This window comes from Kitasatospora sp. NPDC001159 (genome assembly GCF_053598235.1).
In genome coordinates, this window is sequence record NZ_JBSFJV010000011.1 from 85,124 (window position 1) to 104,288 (window position 19,165).

Below are 19,165 nucleotides of genomic sequence, written 5' to 3' on the forward strand. Positions count from 1 at the left end.
CGCGCCCCGGCGGCCTGCGGCAACCGGGGCGCGGGGCGGGGCGGCGCGGCCCGGTCAGGAGTTCGTGCGGGCCTCCGAGGAGGAGATCCGGTCGTCGGCGGAGTTGCCGCGTTCGACCTGGGCGGGGAAGGCCTCGACGGCTCGCCGCCGGGCCAGTTGGGCGGGCGCGGCCGCTGCGGCCGCAGCCGCCGCAGCGGCCACCGCGGCGGCCTCCTCGCGTTCGCACCGGTGGGTCCCGGGAGTGCCGGGGGTGCCGTGGGCGCCGGACGGGCCGGTCACGTGCCCACTGGAGGTGCGCCCGCCACCCGTGTGCGCCGTACCGGCGTGCGCAGCCCCCGCGTGCGCCCCCGCCGCCCGCCTGCGCCGGCCGAGCGCGACCCGCTCGGCGTGTTCCTCGGCTGCCTGTCTAGCGGCCAGATAGGCCTGCACGGCCGCCATGCCGTAGACCGGCTGGATGAGCTGGTGCCCCTTGAAGAAGGGCCTGGCCGGCGCGAACCCGGCGGCGACCACCAGCTCGCGGATCTCGGCTATCTCCGCCTCGCTGCGGGCGGTGAAGCGGACCTCCCAGCCCTTCTTGTACGTATGGCCCTTCTCACCGCTGCGGCGGGCCGGGTCCGGGCGGCGGACGTATCCGGGCAGACGGCCGAGGCGGAGCTGGGCCGCGCGGAGGCCGGCGGTCTCGTCACGTGACATGACGTAAGCCTAGGCAATCCACGGGGCGGGATTGACGCACTGGGGGTCCCTCGCCGTATGCCCTTGATCACTCTGGGTCAGGCGACCAGGTCGGCGATCGTTTCCGATCGGGCCCGATAGCCATATGAACGTCATTTACTCCAAATGGGTGAGGGTATGGGGACTTTAGTGCAGGCTGATCCCGGTTTCGCGACGGTTGCGTAACAGTGCGTCAGGCTGCCGCTCGCGGGCCGCGCTGGTTGGGGATGGTGTCGGCATGAACTACCGGATTCCGTCGCCGCCACCGTCCTTGGACGAGCTGGCGAAGCGTCAGCAGAACGTCGTCACCGCGAGCCAGCTGCGCGCCCGGGGCGTGCCGGCCCGGGTCGTCACCGGGCACTGCCGCCGGGGCGGGCCCTGGCAGCGGCTGCTGCCCCGGGTCTACCTGCTGCAGTCCGGCGAGCCCACCCCGGAGCAGCGGCTGTGGGCCGCGCTGCTGTACGCGGCGCAGAACGGCCGCGAGGAGGGCTGCCGCGCGGGTGCGGTGATCACCGGTGCGGCCGCCCTGGCCCTGTACGGCTTCGCCGCCGTGCCCCGGCTGCCCGCGGTGACCGGGGTGGACGTCCTGGTGCCCCGCCAGCGTCGGCTCAAGGACGCCGGCGAGGTGCGGATCCGGCGCACCGAACGGGAGTTGGTGGCCCGCTCGGTGCACGGCCTGGCCTGCGCGCCGGTCGCCCGGGCGGTCGCGGACGCGCTGTGCGAGTGGACGGTCGACCAGGGCGCCCCGGCGCCGGTGCGCGAGGTGCTGCGGGAGGCCGTCTCCCGGCCGGAGAACCGGTGCACGGTCGGGGAGTTGGCCGCCGAGCTGGTCGACGCCGGGCTGACCGCCGAGCCCCGGGTGCGCGCCGTGCTGGACGAACTTCTCGCCGCCGAGCGGGACTTCGTGCTGGAGCAGGTCGGCCGGCTGGTGGACGAGTGGTTGCTGCCCGCCCCGCTGGCCGCCCCCGAGCTGCGGATGCGCGGCGGCACCTACATCGGCGTCCCGGACCTCTACTGGCCGGAGCGCGGCGTCGCGGTGGAGGTGGACTCCGACCTGCGCTGCGTCAGCGAGGGCGAGGCCGCCTGGGTGCGCGGCGGCCAGCACCGGATGGAGTACCTCGGCATCCGGGTGGTGTACGTCTCCGGGGCCCGGCTGGCCGCCGACCCGGAGAGGGTCGGGGGTGAACTGCGCGAGGCCTACCGGGCCGGGGGGACGGACGTGGTGGAGCTGCTGGTCGTCTGAACCCCGGCGTCAGCCGGTGTCGGCAAGTGCCAGTCGGTGCCAGTCGGCGTCGGCCGGTGCGGGTCGCCGTCGTCGGTCGGCGTCAGGAGCGGACCACCGGCGTGCCGACCAGCTCGACCCCGGCCGCCCGCAGCTCGTCCAGCGCGGCGGCGGTGGTCTCCGGCGCCACCCCGGCGGTGAGGTCGAGCAGCACCCGGGTGGTGAAGCCGGCCCGTGCGGCGTCCAGGGCGGTGGCCCGGACGCAGTGGTCGGTGGCGATGCCGACCACGTCGATCTCGTCGACCTGCCGCTCGCGCAGCCATTCCACCGGGCCGCGGTTGTTCTCGTCCAGCCCTTCGAAGCCGCTGTAGGCCGCCGAGTAGGCGCCCTTGTCGAACACCGCCTCGACCGCGCCGGAGATCACGGCGGGCGCGAAGTTGGGGTGGAAGCCCACGCCCTCGGTGCCGGCCACGCAGTGCACCGGCCAGCTGGAGACGTAGTCCGGCTCGGCGGAGAAGTGTTCGCCCGGGTCGATGTGGTGGTCCCGGGTGGCGAGGATGTGCTGGTAGCCGGGGGAGGACTCGGCGATCAGGTCGGTGATGGCGGCGGCCACCTCGGCGCCGCCGGCGACGGCCAGGCTGCCGCCCTCGCAGAAGTCGTTCTGCACGTCGACGACGATCAGTGCCCGGTGCATGGCTCGCATCCTCGGATGTGGGGGCGGTGTGCCCCGGTGGTGGGGCCCTCGGGCCTCTGGGAGGACTCCGGAGGACTTCGGGGGATTCCAGGGGAACTCTACGGCTGACTCTAGGGAGTGGCGCGCGGGGGCGGAAGGCCTTTGACCCACCGCCGGTCCGCGCGGATCCGGCCCGGCCGGGGTCAGTCGATCAGCTCGGTGGGGATGACCGGGTCGCCCTTGGAGAGCTGAGTGGCCGACAGCGGCAGCGCCGCCCGGGCCCGGACGTGCCGCTCGCGGGCGGCGGTCAGCGGCTCGCGGCCGACCGTCTCGCCGCCCAGCACCAGCGGCACCTGGACCAGGTGCGGCCGGAGCTCGTCCGGGACCGGGCCGGTGCCGACCACCTCGGCCTCGGCGACCCCCTCGGAGTCGGGCCGGCGGGCGGCCCACTTGCGGCCGCCGATGCTGGTCTTGCCGCCGGCGGCGCGCTTGGCCACCGGCACCAGCGGGCCGTCCTCGGTCCCGGCGCGGGCGACCAGCTTGTAGACCATCGCGCAGGTCGGGTGGCCGCTGCCGGTGACCAGGCTGGTGCCGACGCCGTAGCCGTCCACCGGAGCGGCGGCCAGTGCGGCGATCGCGTACTCGTCCAGGTCCGAGGTGACGATGATCCGGGTCCTGTCGGCGCCCAGCTCGTCCAGCTGGCGGCGGACCCGGTGGGCCAGCAGGGTGAGGTCGCCGGAGTCGATCCGGACCGCGCCCAGCTGGGGGCCGGCCACCTCGACGGCCGTCCGGACCGCTTCGTGCAGGTCGAAGGTGTCGACCAGCAGGGTGGTGCCCTTGCCCATCGAGGCGATCTGGGCCTTGAAGGCGTCCCGCTCGCTGTCGTGTACCAGGGTGAAGGCGTGTGCGGAGGTGCCGGTGGTCGGGATGCCGTGGGTGAAGCCGGCCTCCAGGTCGGAGGTGGCGGCGAAGCCGGCCACGTAGGCGGCCCGGGCGGCGGCGACGGCGGCCTGCTCGTGCGCCCGGCGGGCGCCCATCTCGATCACCGGACGGCCGCCGGCGGCGGCGGTCATCCGGGAGGCGGCGGCCGCGATCGCCGAGTCGTAGTTGAGGATCGACAGGATCAGCGTCTCCAGGATCACCGCCTCGGCGAAGCTGCCCTCGACGGTGAGCACCGGCGAGCCGGGGAAGTAGACCTCACCCTCGGGGTAGCCGTGGATGTCGCCGCGGAAGCGGTAGTCGGCGAGGAAGCGCAGGGTGTCGTCCTCGACCACGCCCTGGTCGGCCAGCCAGTCCAGCTGGGCGGTGCTGAAGCGGAAGTTCTCGACGGCGTCCAGCACCCGCCCGGTGCCGGCCAGGACGCCGTAGCGGCGGCCGCCGGGCAGGCGCCGGGTGAACACCTCGAACACGGAGCGGCGGTGCGCGGCCCCGCTGCGCAGGGCGGCCTGCAGCATGGTGAGCTCGTAGCGGTCGGTGAGCAGCGCGGTCGACCCGGCCGCGCGCACTGAAGTGGCGTCCATGAGGATGATGCTACTACCACTTAGCGTCAGTTTGACGATTTCTCACGACGGGGCCGGGGCCGGAATCGCCCGGGTGTCCCCCGGATGGCAGCATGGGGCGTGAGGGACAACGGACGAGTGTGCAGCGAGGAGGCCCGGCGGTGAGTGTCGCGCCCGTGGAGATCGAGCGCCCGGAGGTCGAAGGACTGCCGGTGACGGAGCCGGACACGCCATGGGTGACCATCGTGCACAACGACCCGGTCAACCTCATGAGCTACGTCCAGTACGTCTTCCAGGCCTACTTCGGCTACCCGAAGGACAAGGCCCGGAAGCTGATGATGGACGTGCACAGCAAGGGTCGGGCGGTGGTCTCCAGCGGTTCCCGCGAGGAGATGGAGCGCGACGTCCAGGCGATGCACGGCTACGGCCTGTGGGCCACGCTGCAGCACGACTGAGCGCGTCGGGCACCGACCGCACCGGGCGCACGCCGACCCGCCCGCGACCGACCCGCCGCCGGCCGGCGGCGCGGCCGAAGACCGAAGACGACGAAGACGGGCTGACCGATACAGATGGCTGGGTTGTTCGAGAGCACCGGCGATGGCGGCGCGGCGATCGCGCTGGACGAGGTGGAGGCCTCCATCCTGCGCTCGCTGGAAGTGCAGATGCTGGAACTGATCGGCCCCGGCCCCGGCGGCGACGGCGGTGACCCGCTGGCCGCGCTGTTCGCCGAGGGTCCGACCGAGGCCCCCGCCGATCCGGCGCTGGCCCGGCTGTTCCCGGACGCCTACGGCGACCCGGCGAAGCCGGACGACGCCGAGGCGGTCGCCGCCTCCGGCGAGTTCCGCCGCTACACCGAGCTCGACCTGCGGGCCCGCAAGCGGGACGACGCGCTCCAGGTGGTCCGGGCGCTGGACGGCCTCGGCGGTGCCGAGGTGCTCGAGCTGGCCGCCTCCGAGTGCCTGCGTTGGCTGGGCGCACTCAACGACCTGCGGCTGACCCTCGGGGTCCGGTTGGAGGTCACCGAGGAGGACGCGCAGGGCCTCTATGAGCTGCCGGACGGCGACGAGCGCAAGCCGCTGGTGATGGCCTACCTGTGGCTGGGGGCGCTCCAGGAGTCGCTGTTGGAGGCGATCGCCGACTGAGAGTGGACCTGTTTCATCCGCTCTCCGGCGCAATCCTGCCCGCTTTCGGGCAAGCCCCGGCCGATTCGTCCAGCATGTGGACGATCCGCCGGGGCATTTATCTTCAAAACGGGCAAAATGTGACAGGTCATGCTCAAATATCGCTCAGATGAACACCGCTGTCCGGATCCTGCGTGGTACGACTTCTCCACCCCACGAGACCCACCCAGGACGGTGCGCCATGGCCGAGCAGTTGTACGACCAAGTGGTCGACACCACCCCGGATGAGGAGGGCTACGAGCGGGGCCTCGGCAGCCGCCAGATCCAGATGATCGCGATCGGTGGCGCGATCGGCACCGGCCTCTTCCTCGGCGCCGGCACCGCGATCTCCAAGTCCGGACCGAGCCTGATCCTGTCCTACGCGGTGGCCGGCCTGGTGATCTTCGTGATCATGCGCGCCCTCGGTGAGCTGCTCACCTACCGCCCGGTCTCCGGCAGCTTCGCCGAGTACGCCCGGGAGTTCCTCGGCCCCTTCGCCGGCTACGTCACCGGCTGGACGTACTGGCTGTTCTGGGTCGTCACCGGCATGGCGGAGACCACCGCCGCCGCGGTCTACGTCAAGTTCTGGGCGCCCGGCATCCCGCAGTGGGCCAGCGCGTTGACCTTCCTGGTCATCCTCTACGCGGCCAACCTGATCTCGGTGAAGCTGTTCGGCGAGATCGAGTTCTGGTTCTCCATGGTCAAGGTCACCGCCATCATCGGCATGATCCTGATCGGCATCGGCGTGCTGACCCTGGGCTTCAGCAAGGCCGGTGACACCGCGTCGATCGCCCACCTGTGGCACAACGGCGGCTTCTTCCCCAAGGGCATCGGCGCCACCGTGATGACCCTGCAGATCGTCATGTTCGCCTACCTGGGCGTCGAACTCGTGGGCGTCACCGCGGGCGAGAGCGAGAACCCCGAGAAGACCCTGCCGCGCGCCATCAACACCCTGCCCTGGCGCATCGCGCTGTTCTACATCGGTGCCCTGGTGGTCATCCTCTCGCTCGTGCCGTGGACCGAATTCCAGCCCGGCGTCAGCCCGTTCGTCGCCGCCTTCGGCAAGATCGGCATCCCGGCCGCGGCCGGCATCATCAACTTCGTGGTGCTCACCGCCGCGCTCTCCTCCTGCAACTCCGGGATGTACTCCACCGGCCGCATGCTGCGCGACCTCGCCCTGCGCGGCCAGGCCCCCGGGCAGCTCACCAAGCTCAACACCCGCCGCACCCCGGCCTTCGCGATCACCGTCTCCTGCCTGCTGATGGGTGCCGGCGTGGTGCTCAACTACCTCGTCCCGGCGCGGGCGTTCGAGTACATCACCTCGGTCGCCACGGTCTGCGGCCTGTGGACCTGGGCGGTGATCCTGATCTCCCAGATCCGCTACCGCAAGGCCTGGAAGGGCGGCCACCTGCCGCCGCCCACCTTCAAGGCCCCCGGCGGTGTCTGGGCCAGCTGGGCCGCGCTCGCCTTCCTGGCCCTGGTCGTGGTGCTGATCGCGCTGGACGAGGACAACCGGATCTCGCTGTACGTCTTCCCCGGCTGGGCCGCGGTGCTGGTGATCGGCTACCAGGTGCTCAAGCGCCGCAACCCGCAGGCCGTCCACGGCCTGGCCCACGACCACCTGCACGCCCGCAACGGCGGCTGATCCCGGGTGCGGTCGGCACCCCGCGACCGGGTGGCGGACACCCGGTGACCGGGCCTCGGACGCCCCGGCGCCCCACCGTCTGTTCTGGGGCCCGCCGGGGCATGGCATCCTGACCGCATGCTGACCATCACCCGAGAACTCCGCGACCGGATCGTGGCCCACGCCCGCGCCGACCACCCGGACGAGGCCTGCGGCGTGGTCGCCGGACCGGCCGGCAGCGGCCGGCCCGAGCGGTTCGTCCCGATGCTCAACGCCGCCCGCTCGCCCACCTTCTACGAGTTCGACTCGGGCGACCTGCTCAAGCTCTACCGCGAGATGGACGACCGGGACGAGGAGCCCGTCGTCGTCTACCACTCGCACACCGCCACCGAGGCCTACCCCTCGCGCACCGACGTGAGCTACGCCTCCGAGCCGTTCGCCCACTACGTCCTGGTCTCCACCGCCGACGGCAACGGCGAGGACGACCCCTACCAGTTCCGTTCGTTCCGCATCGTGGACGGCGAGATCACAGAGGAAGACGTTCAGGTCGTCGAGGTCTACGAGGCCTGACCGGCACCCACCTGGGCGAGGCCCGCCGACCCTGCGCGAGCGGTCGGCGGGCCCGTGCCGTCCCCACGGAGTCTCAGCATCGGATACCAGAACATCCGGATCACGAGACGGGCATGTCGGAGCGGGCCCGGGAATCTATACGATGAGTCCATGCGTTCCGTCGATGTGAGCAACCAGGCCCCGGGCACCCGCCTCGTGGCGCGCCTGCACATCGACCTGTGCCGGCACGCCGGCGCGATCTGTCCCGGCACGCCCGCGCGCTCGCGCTGAGAGCCGCCTCGCCCCATCCCGGGCCCGCCGCCGAACCGGCGGTTCCGCGCCCCGGGCCCCCTCCGCCCTGCCGCGCCCGCTGCGGCCCACCCACCCCACACGACTCGCACAGGAGCGCACCCATGGCCATCGAGGTCCGCATCCCGACCATCCTCCGCACCTACACCGACGGCGCCAAGGCCGTCGAGGGCAACGGCAGCAACCTCGGGGAACTCTTCACCGACCTCGACGCCCGCCACCCCGGCATCGCCGCCCGCCTGCTGGAGGGCGGCGAGCTGCGCCGCTTCGTCAACGTCTACCTGAACGACGAGGACGTCCGGTTCCTGGAGGGCATCTCCACCGCCGTCGCCGACGGCGACAGCGTCACCATCCTGCCCGCCGTGGCCGGCGGCGCCCGCTGACTCCCGGCTCCCCCGCCCGGTGGTGGGGGAGCCGCCCCTCTTCACCCTCACCGCCGTGGCCGGAGGCCTCCCTTGCGTTACGACAGTCCGCTCGAAGCCGTCGGTAACACCCCGCTGGTCCGCCTGCCGAGGCTGTCCGCCACCATCCCCGGCAACGCCGAGGGCCTGGTGAACCTCTGGGCCAAGCTGGAGGACCGCAACCCCACCGGTTCGGTCAAGGACCGCCCGGCGCTGCACATGATCGAGCGCGCCGAGGCCGCCGGCCGGCTCACCCCGGGCTGCACCATCCTGGAACCCACCAGCGGCAACACCGGCATCTCGCTCGCCATGGCCGCCAAGCTCAAGGGCTACCGGATGGTCTGCGTGATGCCCGAGAACACCAGCGAGGAACGGCGCGAACTGCTGCGGATGTGGGGCGCCGAGATCATCTCCTCCCCGGCCGCCGGCGGCTCCAACACCGCCGTCCGGATCGCCAAGGAGATCGCCGCCGAGCACCCCGACTGGGTCATGCTCTACCAGTACGGCAACCCCGACAACGCGGGCGCCCACTACGCCACCACCGGCCCCGAGATCCTCGCCGACCTGCCGACCGTCACCCACTTCGTGGCCGGCCTCGGCACCACCGGCACCCTGATGGGCGTCGGCCGCTTCCTGCGCGAGAAGGTCCCCGGCGTCAGGATCGTCGCCGCCGAGCCCCGCTACGACGACCTGGTGTACGGGCTGCGCAACCTCGACGAGGGCTTCGTCCCCGAGCTGTACGACGCCGAGGTGCTCACCACCCGCTTCTCGGTCGGCTCCGCGGACGCCGTCCGCCGCACCCGCGAACTCCTCCAGCAGGAGGGCATCTTCGCGGGCGTCTCCACCGGCGCCATCCTGCACGCCGCGATCGGCGTCGGCCGCAAGGCGGCGGCCGCCGGGGAGCGCGCGGACATCGTCTTCGTGGTCGCCGACGGCGGCTGGAAGTACCTGTCCACCGGCATCTACACCGCCGAGTCCACCGAGGCGGCGGTCGAGGCACTGCAGGGCCAGCTCTGGGCCTAGGTGTTCTGAAGGGCCCGCTGGGCCCGGGCCCAGACCTGCCGGTCCACCGTGCCAGCGCGGCGGCGGAAGGCCGACAGCGGCACCTCGCGCAGCTCGTCGGTCTCCAGCCAGCTGGTCCGGCCCTGCCGGTCGCCCACCGAACCGGGCGGCAGCGGCAGCACGCCCGGGCGCTCGGCGTGGTGCTTGCTGGTGATCTTCGCGACGGTGGCGGTCCGGCCGTGCACCCGCAGCACCAGGCAGGGGCGGTCCTTGGAACCGGGGCCGTCCTCGAACGGCACCTCCGCCCACCAGATCTCCTGCGGCTCCGGGCGGGACCTGGTGCTCGGGCGCGGCCGCGGACCGGTCGGCCCGGCCGGGCGCGGCGCCGGGCGGGTGCGCTTCACCAGCGCCGCCGCGACGGCCGCCAGTACGGCGAAGCCCGCCACGGCCAGGACCGGCCAGATTCCCGTCACATTCATGCGGCGAACCGTACCGGCCCGGCGGTGAACGCCACCACCGTGGTGACTGTGACAGTTGAGTATTTGTCCGCGTATTGCTCCTGTTTCGTCACGGAACCGCCACAGTGCCCGTTCTGCCGTGAACGCCCCGGCGCCACCCGAAAAGCTGCCTCACGAACGTCCGCCCCCGTCCCCCCGGAGGTGCCCTCGTGGACGGATCATCCGAACTCTGGTCGTACGCCGAGATCGCCCTGCACATCAACGTCCGGCCCGAGACCGTCCGCAACTACCGTCGGCACGGCCTGCTGCCCGACCCGGACGTGACCGACGGCAACGGCCACCCCCGCTGGTACCCCGACACCATCCGCGCCTGGGCCCGCAACCGCCCCCGGCACCGCTGATCCGAGGCCCCCGTCGCCGCCCCGGCGGTCTGGGTGATTCCAGCCACAGCCCGGCACGGGGACGGGAGCAAAGTGCCGCTCCGCCCTTACCCTCGACACACCAACGCAGTGCTACCGGCCGACCGACCGGCCCGGCCTGCCGTTTTCCATGCTGTTTTCCATGCCGTTCTTCAGCAGCAGCCAGGACGTGTCAGGGCGGAGGGGCTCGGATGAAACTGACCGTGGTGGGGTGCTCGGGGAGCTTCCCGTCCGTCGACTCGCCCTGCTCCAGCTACCTGGTCGAGGCCGACGGCTACCGCGTGGTGATCGACCTCGGCAACGGGGCGCTCGGCGCGCTGCAGAGGTACACCGGCCTCTACGAGGTCGACGCCGTCCTGCTCAGCCACCTGCACGCGGACCACTGCGTCGACCTGTGCGCCTACTGGGTCGCCCGCAACTACCGCGCCGAGGGCTGCCCCGACCTGCTGCCGGTGTACGGCCCGGCGGGCACCGCCGAGCGCCTCGCCCGGGCGTACGACATGCCGGAGAGCCCCGGGATGAAGGAGGTGTTCGAGTTCCGCACCATCACCCCCGGCAGCTTCGAGCTCGGCCCCTTCCGGGTCTCCGTCGCCCAGGTCAACCACCCGGTCGACGCCTTCGCCTTCCGGCTGGAGCACGGGGGTCGCTCCCTGGTCTACTCCGGCGACACCGGCGAGAGCCCGGAACTCGTGGAACTCGCCCGCGACACCGACCTGTTCCTGTGCGAGGCCGCCTACCAGGACGGGCGCGACACCTACCGGGCCGTCCACCTCAACGGCCGGGAGGCCGGCGAGCACGCCGCCGCCGCCGGGGCGCGCCGACTCGTCCTCACCCACATCCCGCCGTGGACCGACGCCGAGCGCAACCGCCGCGACGCCGCCGCCGCTTACGCCGGCCCGGTCGAGCTGGCCCGGGCCGGCGCGGTCTACGAGATCTGACCAGCTCGGCGGGGCTCTCCGAAGTTCCGGAAAAAACATCGGATCCCACCTGCAACCCCCCTGTCCCCCGCACGTCTGGATACGTGAGCGGGGGGAAAGCCGCTCGCACCGGTCGGCCCGTCGGGTCCGACCGCGATCGCACTCATCAACCGGGCCTGCTTCGTGCTGCCCGGACGCGGCCGTACCGCTCCGGAGCGGAAATCCAGGGGGGATTCCCATGCGCAAGATCAACCGTGCCCTGCGTCAGGTCCGCGGCCTCGTGCCGACGGTCGCGCTCACCGCCGCGCTGGTCGCCGGCGGCGCCGTGACCGCCGCCCCGGCCTCCGCCGCCGCCGGGCCGCTCAACCTCACCGTCCACGCCCCGGCCGTGATCGGTGCCGCCGGCGGACCGGTGGAGTTCACCGAGAGCATCGGCAACAAGGGGGACCAGGGCTTCGGTGCCGTGCTGGAGCTCTCGGTGGAGACCCCCGCCGGGGCACCGCCGAACGCCCTCAGCCTCGAATACGTCAACTCGACGGGCAACTGGGAGAACGTCGACCTGAAGGTCGGCAACGAGGCGGACCGAGTGGTGTACTCGGGCGTCGCAGGCAAGATCATCGTCCCGCCGGGCGGGACGGACGTCCGGCTGCGCCTCGGCGCCCCGATGGGCAAGCCGCACGACGGGGCCACCAACGGCGGCGTCGGCCCGGTCCTCACCTTCCGTACCAGCGTCAGGGGTTGGGGACAGGACCACCCGGTCGAGCCGCCGGTCAGCGACACCCACCGGATCAAGGTGGACGCGATCTCCAGCCACCTCACCAAGGTGCCGGCCACGGTCGTCGCCGGCGGTGCACCGATCGAATTCGACGCGCTGCTCCGGAACCCGACGCCGTCCGCCTACACCAACCTCGGCAACGTGCTGTTCGCGGACCGGGGCGCCAAGGTCGAGGTCCGCGGTGCCGACGGCGCCTGGACCGTCCTGCCGGCGGTCACGACCCAGGCGGACGAGCAGGCGGGCTTCTACCTGGACGGACGTGGCTCCTCGGCCTCGCCTGACAGTCTGGAGACCAAGCGGGTCCGGGTCAGCTACCCCGCGGGCGCCCCGCTCGGCAAGACCCGGCTGAACCCCTGCGTGTTCGTCAACGAGGGCGCGAACCTGCCCTTCCGGGGCACCACCATGTGCTCGCCCGGCGCCACCGTGCAGGTCGTCGCCCCCACCGCCCCGAAGCCGTCTACCCAGGACCAGGCCCCCGCGGACAGCTCGGCCGACACCCCGGCAGCCCCGGCCGAGCAGAAGCCGGGTGCCGGCGTGCCCGCCCCCGCGGCCCGCGCGGCGGGTGACGTCACCAAGGCCCCGGCCGCGACGCCCACGCCGGCGCCCACGCCGTCGGCCGACGCGCCCGTTCCGGCAGCCGACGGCGGGGTGAACGCCGAGGTGACCGCCGCCAAGGCGGCGGACGCCCACCTGGCCGCCACCGGCGCCGACGGCGACCGGGCCGGCCTGATCGCGGGCGCCGCGGCCGTGCTGCTCGGCGCCGGTGGCGCCGCCCTCGCGGTGGGCCGGCGCCGTCGTCGCGTCGGCTGACGGCCGCGGTCCGCCCGTCCCGACCAGGCCTACCCGTTCCAGGCACCGGCAGCCCGAGGGTGGAACCCCCGGGCATGCGCGAGGCCCCGCCCGGCCGCTGGGGGAGCAGCGGCCGGGCGGGGCCTCGACGGTGGGGACGGACGGGCCTCAGGCCTTGGTCACGTCCTCGATCTCGTCGTCGTCCTCGCGACCCGGGGTCTTGAGGTTGAACTTGGTGATCGCGAAGCGGAAGAGGAAGTAGTACAGCGCGGCGAAGACCAGGCCGATCGGGATGATCATCCACGGGTTGGTGGCCTTGCTCCAGGCCAGCGCGTAGTCGATCAGACCGCCGGAGAAGGTGAAGCCGTCGTGCACGCCGAGGGCCCAGGTGACGGTCATCGAGGCGGCGGTGAGCAGCGCGTGGATGACGTACAGGGCCGGGGCGATGAAGACGAAGGCGAACTCGATCGGTTCGGTGACACCGGTGACGAAGGAGGTCAGGGCCAGCGACATCATCATGCCGAGGACGGCCTTGCGGCGGTGCGGCTTGGCGGCGTGGGCGATGGCCAGCGCGGCGGCGGGCAGCGCGAACATCATGATCGGGAAGAAGCCGGACATGAACTGGCCGGCGGTCGGGTCACCGGCGAAGAAGCGCGGGATGTCGCCGTGCACGACGGTGCCGTCGGCCTTGGTGAAGTCACCGGTCTGGAACCAGGCGTAGGAGTTCACGAACTGGTGCATGCCGACCGGCAGCAGACCGCGGTTGACCAGGCCGAAGGCACCCGCACCGAGCGCGCCGGCACCGATCAGGGTGTCGTTCAGGCTCTTGATGGCGTCGCCGACCGGGCCCCAGGTCAGGGCGAAGAGCACGCCGACGCCGGTGCCGACGAAGGCCATCAGGATCGGCACCAGGCGGCGGCCGTTGAAGAAGCCCAGCCAGTCGACCAGCTTGGTGCGGTGGTACTTCTGCCACAGCACCGCGGCCAGCAGACCGATCACGATGCCGCCGAGCACGCCCGGGTTCTGGTACGTCGGCGCGACCCACTTGTCGCCGTCGATGTGGCCCTCGGTGACCGGGAACGCGGTGAGCACGTTCTTGTACACCAGGAAGCCGACCAGCGCGGCGAGGGCGGTGGAGCCGTCCGCCTTCTTGGCGAAGCCGATCGCGATGCCCACCGCGAAGAGCAGCGGCAGGTTGGAGAACACGCCGTCACCGGCGGTGGCGAAGACCGAGGCGACCTTGTTCCAGCCGAGACCGTCCTTGCCGAACACGTCGTCCTGGCCGAGACGCAGCAGCAGACCGGCGGCGGGGAGCACGGCGATCGGCAGCTGGAGGCTGCGTCCGATCTTCTGCAGACCCTGGAGGAGGTTCTGGCCGAACTTCTTGGCGGGGCTTGGTGTGGCCGGAGCCGTGGCGGGCGCCGGTGCCTGCGCAGACTGACTCATGGGGGTGGGTTCCTAACGGCATGGCGGTCGGTCGGGGGAAGGCACAGGGGCCGAACCGCGAACTGGTCTACACCACGTGTGGTGTAGACCAGTTTTGTAGCACGGGTGGAGAAGGCGGGGGAACCCCGGAAAGCACCGCCGCCGGGAAGCGCTATGAAATCGAAACCTGGCCGCGGAACGACGATCATGATTTCAGTCGCGATTGGGATTTTGGCTATTTGCGCAACAAAAAGCGGCGTCGCCCTGCGGCCGCTGGGCCGGGGCGGGTGCCTGGGGTGGTGCGGGACGATCCCGCCGCTCCGGGGCGTGCGCGGTGGCTGCTGAGAGTGACGGGGCCTCGCGGGCGTGCCCGATGTGGCGCCCCCCATTCATGCTCGGTCGCGGTCCGGGGCGTCGCCGGTACGGCCGGATCGCGACCGAATCATCTCCTTGCCGGCTGTCGGGCACGGAATTAGATCCTTTCCCGAAATGTCGAAGGCCCTCGGACCGGTGGGTCCGAGGGCCTTTGCGGGCGATGTTCCGGGCGGTGGGAATCAGGCCTTGGTGACGTCCTCGACTTCGCTCTCCTCCTCGCGGCCCGGTGTTTTCAGGTCGAATTTGACGATGATGAACCGGAAGAGCGCGTAGTACACCGCGGCGAAGCAGAGCCCGATGATGGTGATCATCCACGGTTTGGTGGCGAGCCCCCAGTTGATCACGTAGTCGATCAGGCCGGCCGAGAAGCTGAAGCCGTCGTGCACTCCGAGCCCCCAGGTGATCGCCATCGAGGCGCCGGTCAGCAGCGCGTGCACGCCGTACAGGGCCGGGGCGAGGTAGGCGAAGGAGTACTCGATCGGCTCGGTGACACCGGTGACGAAGGAGGTCAGGCCGACCGAGAGCATCAGGCCGTAGATCTCCTTGCGGCGGTGCGGCTTGGCCGAGTGCGCGATCGCGAGTGCGGCGGCGGGCAGCGCGAACATCATGATGGGGAAGAAACCGGACTGGAACTGTCCGGCCGTCGGGTCGCCCGCCAGGAATCGCGGGATGTCGCCGTGCACGATGGTGCCGTCGGCCTTGGTGAACTCCCCGAACTGGAACCAGACGAAGGTGTTCAGCAACTGGTGCATACCGATCAGCAGCAGTGCGCGGTTGAACAGGCCGAAGATGCCGGCGCCGCCCGCGCCGAGATCGGCGAGGTACTGTGAGAAGTCGTTCAGGCCGCGGCCGATCGGTGGCCAGACCCACAGCGCGAGCACGGCGGTCAGCGTGCCGACCAGGGCGGTGATCATCGGCACCAGCCGGCGGCCGTTGAAGAAGCCCAGCCAGTCGACCAGCCTGGTGCGGTGGAAGCGCACCCACAGCCAGGCCGACATCAGGCCGATCAGGATGCCGCCGAGCACCCCCGGGTTCTGGTAGGTCGCGGCGGCGGCCTTCGCCGAGGAGTAGTCCACGCACTGGTCGCTGACCAGTACCGTCGGCGGCTTGCAGTTCTCCGGAAAGGCGTGCAGGACCCGGTAGTAGACGAGGAAGCCGACCACGGCGGCCAGGGCTGTCGAACCGTCCGCCTTCTTGGCCATGCCGATCGCCACACCGATGCAGAACAGCATCGGCAGGCCGAGCGAGGAGTCGAGCAGGGCGCCGCCGGCCGCCGCGAAGACCTTGGCGACGTTGTTCCAGCCCAGGCCGTCCTTGCCGAAGACGTCCGGCTGGCCGAGCCGGTTGAGGACGCCCGCCGCGGGGAGCACCGCGACCGGCAACTGCAGCGAGCGGCCCATCTTCTGGAGTCCGCCGTAGAAGGTGTGCCACCGCGTGGTCTGCGGGGCCGTGGCTCCTGTCGAACTCGTCATCCGCCCTCCGGGAGCAGTTGCCGTCCCAAGGCCCGCTGCGGACCCTCGGGCGAGGCCCGGAACACCCGGGGTCCTTCCTGCGTTCACCGGAGTGCACATATATTGGTGTAGACCACTTTGGGACGCGGGCCGAACGCCGGACGCGGGCCCCGCTGACCGTCATCCTCGGGCGGCGGGCGGAAGCCTGCGCGCTGGAATAGGCCAAAAGTGGTCTAACGTGGCATACCGGACCGGCTCGGGTCATGCTTGTCGCGCTGCCCGGCAGCACGACCGCAGCTGAACCCGCGTCAGCCTCCGGCACGGACCTCACCACCCGACGGTCGAGGGCCACCCCAGCACAGTGCAGGACGGCACCCGGCAGAGCCGCCGACGGGCCGAGACAGAGGGAGAGAACCAGATGGCCAGCAAGGCTGAGAAGATCGTCGCCGGTCTGGGCGGCATCGAGAACATCGAAGAGGTCGAGGGCTGCATCACCCGCCTGCGCACCGAGGTCAAGGACGCCGCCCTGGTCGACGAGGCCGCACTCAAGGCCGCCGGCGCCCACGGCGTCGTGAAGATGGGCACCGCGATCCAGGTCGTCATCGGCACCGACGCCGACCCGATCGCCGCCGACATCGAGGACATGATGTGAGCTGAGCCACCCGGGCTCACCAGTCCCGGCCCGCCGACCCGCTCAGGGGACGGCGGGCCGAGGCGCATCCGGAACCGGCGTCCGGAGCGACTACGCTCAGTGCCTATGTCACGCATCGACGGCCGCACCCCCGAACAGCTCCGCCCCATCACCATCGAGCGGGGCTGGAGCAAGCACGCCGAAGGCTCCGTCCTCATCTCCTACGGCGACACCAAGGTGCTGTGCACCGCCAGCGTCACCGAGGGCGTCCCGCGCTGGCGCAAGGGCAGTGGCGAGGGCTGGGTCACCGCCGAATACTCCATGCTCCCGCGCGCCACCAACACCCGCGGCGACCGCGAGGCCGTCAAGGGCCGCATCGGCGGCCGCACCCACGAGATCAGCCGGCTCATCGGCCGCTCGCTGCGCGCCGTGGTCGACCACCGCGCCCTCGCCGAGAACACCATCGTGCTCGACTGCGACGTCCTCCAGGCCGACGGCGGCACCCGCACCGCCGCCATCACCGGCGCCTACGTCGCCCTGGTCGACGCCGTCTCCTGGGCCCGCGAGCGCAAGCTGCTGCGCGCCAAGGGCCAGCCGATCACCGGCGGCGTCAGCGCCGTCAGCGTCGGCATCATCGACGGCGTCCCGATGCTCGACCTCCAGTACGAGGAGGACGTGCGCGCCGAGACCGACATGAACATCGTCTGCACCTCCGACGGACGCTTCGTCGAGGTCCAGGGCACCGCCGAGGGCGCCCCCTTCGACCGCGACCTGCTCAACCGGCTGCTCGACCTCGGCACCCTCGGCTGCTCCGAACTGGACGGGATCCAGCGCAAGGCCCTGGAGGGCTGAACCCCCGCGGGGTGCGCGGCCGTCGACGTTTTCGGACGTGCCGTCCGACGCTCCGTCGGACGGCCTGCTGTACAGGCCGGGCCCGCAGACCGTACGGTTCCCGCAGCACCCCCGCTGCGGGAACCGCGCACCCCGTGGCGCGCGTCCTTCCCTACGGAACCCGCGCCCCCAGGAGGACCGGATGCCGTCCAGCATCGCCCGCCCCGCCGCCCTCGCCGTGGCCGGACTGATCGCGATCCTCCCGCTCAGCATGGTGAGCTGCTCCGCCGCCCAGAAGGCGATCGACTGCGGCAACACCGCCGTGAAGGTCACCGGCGACATCGCCGACCTCACCAAGGCCTACGACAACGCCAGCAACGACTCGGCCGCCGCCGGGAAGGCTGTGCAGAAGCTCAAGGGCGACCTCGACCAGATCGGGAAGAACTCCAAGAACACCGACGTCGTCAAGGCCGTGACCGACCTGCAGAAGCAGGCCGACAAGGTCCAGCAGGCCGTCGACAAGAAGGAGGCCCCCGACCTCAGGCCGCTCGGCGACGCGGCGGGCAACCTCACCTCGGTCTGCACCGGCTGATCCGTTTCGCCCTCTGGATAAGGTGGCGATATGTCCACCCGCCTGATCCTCGCCACCCGCAACCAGCACAAGGTCGCCGAGCTGCGCGCCATCCTCACCGACGCCGGCCTGGACGTCGAACTCGTCGGCGCCGACGCCTACCCCGAGATCCCGGACGTCCCCGAAACCGGCGTCACCTTCGCCGAGAACGCCCTGCTCAAGGCCCACGCCCTGGCCCGCGCCACCGGCCTGCCCGCGGTCGCCGACGACTCCGGCCTCTGCGTGGACGTGCTCAACGGCGCACCCGGCATCTTCTCCGCCCGCTGGTCCGGCGAGCACGGCGACGACCGCGCCAACCTCGACCTGCTGCTCGCCCAGCTCTCCGACATCGACGCCGCTCACCGCGGCGCCCACTTCTTCTGCGCCGCCGCCCTCGCCCTGCCCGACGGCACCGAGCGCGTCGTCGAGGGCCGCCTCCTCGGTACCCTGCGCACCGCCCCGTCCGGCACCAACGGCTTCGGCTACGACCCGATCCTCCAGCCCCTCGGCGACACCCGCACCTGCGCGGAGCTGACGGCGGACGAGAAGAACGCCATCAGCCACCGCGGCCAGGCCTTCCGGGCCCTGGCGCCGGTGGTGAAGGAGCTGCTGGGCTGACGGGCTGTTCGCTGAAGACCGAAGGCCCGCCCCGGGATCATCCGGGGGCGGGCCTTCGAATCTTAGATGTAATGCTCGTGCGGCCTGAGGGATTCGAACCCTCACGGGGTTTCCCCCACCGGATCCTAAGTCCGGCGCGGCTGCCGTTACGCCAAGGCCGCATGCCCTCTAGTTTAGGGCTTTGCTCCCGGTGAAAACACCGCGATTCCGTGTGACGCTTTGCGCCTCGTCCTGTTGCGACCGCAGTAGGGGTCGGTGACGGAGTGGCAGTACGGACGGAGCAGCCGGACGTTGTGCGGCCGATTGTCCGACCGGTCGCGGTTGGTGTGGTCGACCTCAAGGGTCATTGGCCGTCCGTGCCGCTCGGGGCCGGTACCGCAGCCTTCGTACGCCCAGACGTTCCAGGACATCGACGCCGCCGAGTCCGAGCGGTATGCCCGCCTGTCGATCGAGCACGCCAGGGTCCAGATGCGGGCCCGTCGCGGAGCGATGTCGCAAGCGGCCCTCGCCGTGTCCCACCTCCAGCGTCGGGACCTCGAAGCCGCACATGCGGCCGGCCTTCGGACCCTCACCCTGACCAGTCAGGTCAAGTCGTCCCGCGCCGTCGAGGCCGTACAGAACCTCAAGCAGCAGATGGTGCCGTTCGGTCGCCACGCTCTCGGGGCCGACTTCGACGACCGAGCGCGGGAACTGCTCGCAGCCTGATCGACGCCGGA

General features: G+C 71.5%; 21 protein-coding genes, 1 tRNA gene and 1 pseudogene. 16 read left to right on the forward strand and 7 right to left on the reverse strand.

Going from position 1 to position 19,165, the window contains the following annotated elements; all coding sequences use genetic code 11:
* Positions 1-54 precede the first annotated feature (54 nt).
* Positions 55-693 carry a hypothetical protein gene (locus ACWC9T_RS08695; RefSeq protein ID WP_449820313.1) on the reverse strand — a complete coding sequence of 213 codons (639 nt, stop codon included), beginning with the start codon at positions 691-693 and terminating at the stop codon, positions 55-57.
* A gap of 256 nt (positions 694-949) precedes the next feature.
* On the opposite strand from ACWC9T_RS08695, the gene ACWC9T_RS08700 reads away from it, so the two are divergent.
* On the forward strand, positions 950-1,954 hold the full coding sequence (locus ACWC9T_RS08700) for a hypothetical protein (protein WP_449820314.1): 1,005 nt from the start codon (positions 950-952) through the stop codon (positions 1,952-1,954).
* Positions 1,955-2,036: 82 nt separating this feature from the next.
* Here ACWC9T_RS08700 and ACWC9T_RS08705 read toward each other — a convergent pair whose 3' ends face one another.
* Both ACWC9T_RS08705 and ACWC9T_RS08710 read right to left on the reverse strand, forming a co-directional pair.
* Positions 2,037-2,627 (reverse strand): isochorismatase family protein, encoded by a 591-nt coding sequence (locus ACWC9T_RS08705; protein WP_449820315.1) that lies wholly within the window; start codon positions 2,625-2,627, stop codon positions 2,037-2,039.
* 182 nt (positions 2,628-2,809) lie between these two features.
* Entirely contained in the window at positions 2,810-4,126 is a 1,317-nt protein-coding gene (locus ACWC9T_RS08710) for a nicotinate phosphoribosyltransferase (RefSeq protein WP_449820316.1), read from the reverse strand.
* Between the two features lie 140 nt (positions 4,127-4,266).
* Here ACWC9T_RS08710 and clpS point away from each other — a divergent pair, with 140 nt between their 5' ends.
* The 7 genes from clpS to ACWC9T_RS08745 all read left to right on the forward strand — a co-directional run bounded on the left by clpS (position 4,267) and on the right by ACWC9T_RS08745 (position 9,171).
* On the forward strand, positions 4,267-4,560 hold the full coding sequence (gene clpS, locus ACWC9T_RS08715) for an ATP-dependent Clp protease adapter ClpS (RefSeq protein WP_449820317.1): 294 nt from the start codon (positions 4,267-4,269) through the stop codon (positions 4,558-4,560).
* 114 nt (positions 4,561-4,674) lie between these two features.
* Positions 4,675-5,247 carry a DUF2017 domain-containing protein gene (locus ACWC9T_RS08720; RefSeq protein ID WP_449820318.1) on the forward strand — a complete coding sequence of 191 codons (573 nt, stop codon included), beginning with the start codon at positions 4,675-4,677 and terminating at the stop codon, positions 5,245-5,247.
* A gap of 220 nt (positions 5,248-5,467) precedes the next feature.
* The gene (locus ACWC9T_RS08725; RefSeq protein WP_449820319.1) at positions 5,468-6,910 is read left to right on the forward strand and encodes an amino acid permease; all 1,443 of its coding nucleotides are present in this window, start codon (positions 5,468-5,470) and stop codon (positions 6,908-6,910) included.
* Positions 6,911-7,027: 117 nt separating this feature from the next.
* Positions 7,028-7,459, forward strand: a complete 432-nt coding sequence (locus ACWC9T_RS08730) for a M67 family metallopeptidase (RefSeq protein ID WP_355671867.1) — start codon at positions 7,028-7,030, stop codon at positions 7,457-7,459.
* 150 nt (positions 7,460-7,609) lie between these two features.
* Positions 7,610-7,729 carry a putative leader peptide gene (locus ACWC9T_RS08735; protein WP_317621128.1) on the forward strand — a complete coding sequence of 40 codons (120 nt, stop codon included), beginning with the start codon at positions 7,610-7,612 and terminating at the stop codon, positions 7,727-7,729.
* Between the two features lie 122 nt (positions 7,730-7,851).
* A complete protein-coding gene (locus ACWC9T_RS08740; protein ID WP_355671868.1) occupies positions 7,852-8,130 on the forward strand; it encodes a MoaD/ThiS family protein in 279 nt (92 codons plus the stop codon).
* Positions 8,131-8,202: 72 nt separating this feature from the next.
* Entirely contained in the window at positions 8,203-9,171 is a 969-nt protein-coding gene (locus ACWC9T_RS08745) for a PLP-dependent cysteine synthase family protein (RefSeq protein ID WP_449820320.1), read from the forward strand.
* On the opposite strand, the gene ACWC9T_RS08750 is transcribed toward ACWC9T_RS08745, so the two are convergent.
* Complete coding sequence (locus ACWC9T_RS08750) at positions 9,168-9,629, reverse strand: type II toxin-antitoxin system PemK/MazF family toxin (protein ID WP_449820321.1); 462 nt, start codon at positions 9,627-9,629, stop codon at positions 9,168-9,170. The genes ACWC9T_RS08745 and ACWC9T_RS08750 overlap by 4 nt on opposite strands.
* Before the next feature lie 188 nt (positions 9,630-9,817).
* Here ACWC9T_RS08750 and ACWC9T_RS08755 point away from each other — a divergent pair, with 188 nt between their 5' ends.
* The 3 genes from ACWC9T_RS08755 to ACWC9T_RS08765 all read left to right on the forward strand — a co-directional run bounded on the left by ACWC9T_RS08755 (position 9,818) and on the right by ACWC9T_RS08765 (position 12,529).
* Positions 9,818-10,009 carry a MarR family transcriptional regulator gene (locus tag ACWC9T_RS08755; protein ID WP_449820322.1) on the forward strand — a complete coding sequence of 64 codons (192 nt, stop codon included), beginning with the start codon at positions 9,818-9,820 and terminating at the stop codon, positions 10,007-10,009.
* 209 nt (positions 10,010-10,218) lie between these two features.
* On the forward strand, positions 10,219-10,965 hold the full coding sequence (locus ACWC9T_RS08760; RefSeq protein WP_449820323.1) for an MBL fold metallo-hydrolase: 747 nt from the start codon (positions 10,219-10,221) through the stop codon (positions 10,963-10,965).
* Positions 10,966-11,182: 217 nt separating this feature from the next.
* Entirely contained in the window at positions 11,183-12,529 is a 1,347-nt protein-coding gene (locus ACWC9T_RS08765) for a hypothetical protein (RefSeq protein WP_449820324.1), read from the forward strand.
* Between the two features lie 147 nt (positions 12,530-12,676).
* On the opposite strand, the gene ACWC9T_RS08770 is transcribed toward ACWC9T_RS08765, so the two are convergent.
* Positions 12,677-13,954: a PTS transporter subunit EIIC gene (locus ACWC9T_RS08770; protein WP_449820325.1), complete on the reverse strand. Its 1,278-nt coding sequence runs from the start codon at positions 13,952-13,954 to the stop codon at positions 12,677-12,679.
* A 533-nt stretch (positions 13,955-14,487) separates the two neighbouring features.
* The gene (locus ACWC9T_RS08775) at positions 14,488-15,780 is read right to left on the reverse strand and encodes a PTS transporter subunit EIIC (RefSeq protein ID WP_449820326.1); all 1,293 of its coding nucleotides are present in this window, start codon (positions 15,778-15,780) and stop codon (positions 14,488-14,490) included.
* A gap of 340 nt (positions 15,781-16,120) precedes the next feature.
* Here ACWC9T_RS08775 and ACWC9T_RS08780 point away from each other — a divergent pair, with 340 nt between their 5' ends.
* The 4 genes from ACWC9T_RS08780 to rdgB all read left to right on the forward strand — a co-directional run bounded on the left by ACWC9T_RS08780 (position 16,121) and on the right by rdgB (position 18,449).
* Positions 16,121-16,411 (forward strand): PTS glucose/sucrose transporter subunit IIB, encoded by a 291-nt coding sequence (locus tag ACWC9T_RS08780; protein ID WP_355671875.1) that lies wholly within the window; start codon positions 16,121-16,123, stop codon positions 16,409-16,411.
* A 105-nt stretch (positions 16,412-16,516) separates the two neighbouring features.
* On the forward strand, positions 16,517-17,242 hold the full coding sequence (rph, locus tag ACWC9T_RS08785; RefSeq protein ID WP_449820327.1) for a ribonuclease PH: 726 nt from the start codon (positions 16,517-16,519) through the stop codon (positions 17,240-17,242).
* Positions 17,243-17,423: 181 nt separating this feature from the next.
* A complete protein-coding gene (locus ACWC9T_RS08790) occupies positions 17,424-17,813 on the forward strand; it encodes a hypothetical protein (protein WP_449820328.1) in 390 nt (129 codons plus the stop codon).
* Positions 17,814-17,843: 30 nt separating this feature from the next.
* Positions 17,844-18,449 (forward strand): RdgB/HAM1 family non-canonical purine NTP pyrophosphatase, encoded by a 606-nt coding sequence (gene rdgB / locus ACWC9T_RS08795; RefSeq protein ID WP_449820329.1) that lies wholly within the window; start codon positions 17,844-17,846, stop codon positions 18,447-18,449.
* A gap of 78 nt (positions 18,450-18,527) precedes the next feature.
* Here rdgB and ACWC9T_RS08800 read toward each other — a convergent pair.
* Positions 18,528-18,610, reverse strand: a tRNA-Leu gene (locus tag ACWC9T_RS08800).
* A gap of 226 nt (positions 18,611-18,836) precedes the next feature.
* Here ACWC9T_RS08800 and ACWC9T_RS08805 point away from each other — a divergent pair.
* Positions 18,837-19,154: pseudogene (locus ACWC9T_RS08805) on the forward strand (transcriptional regulator); the annotation flags it as partial.
* Positions 19,155-19,165 lie beyond the last annotated feature (11 nt).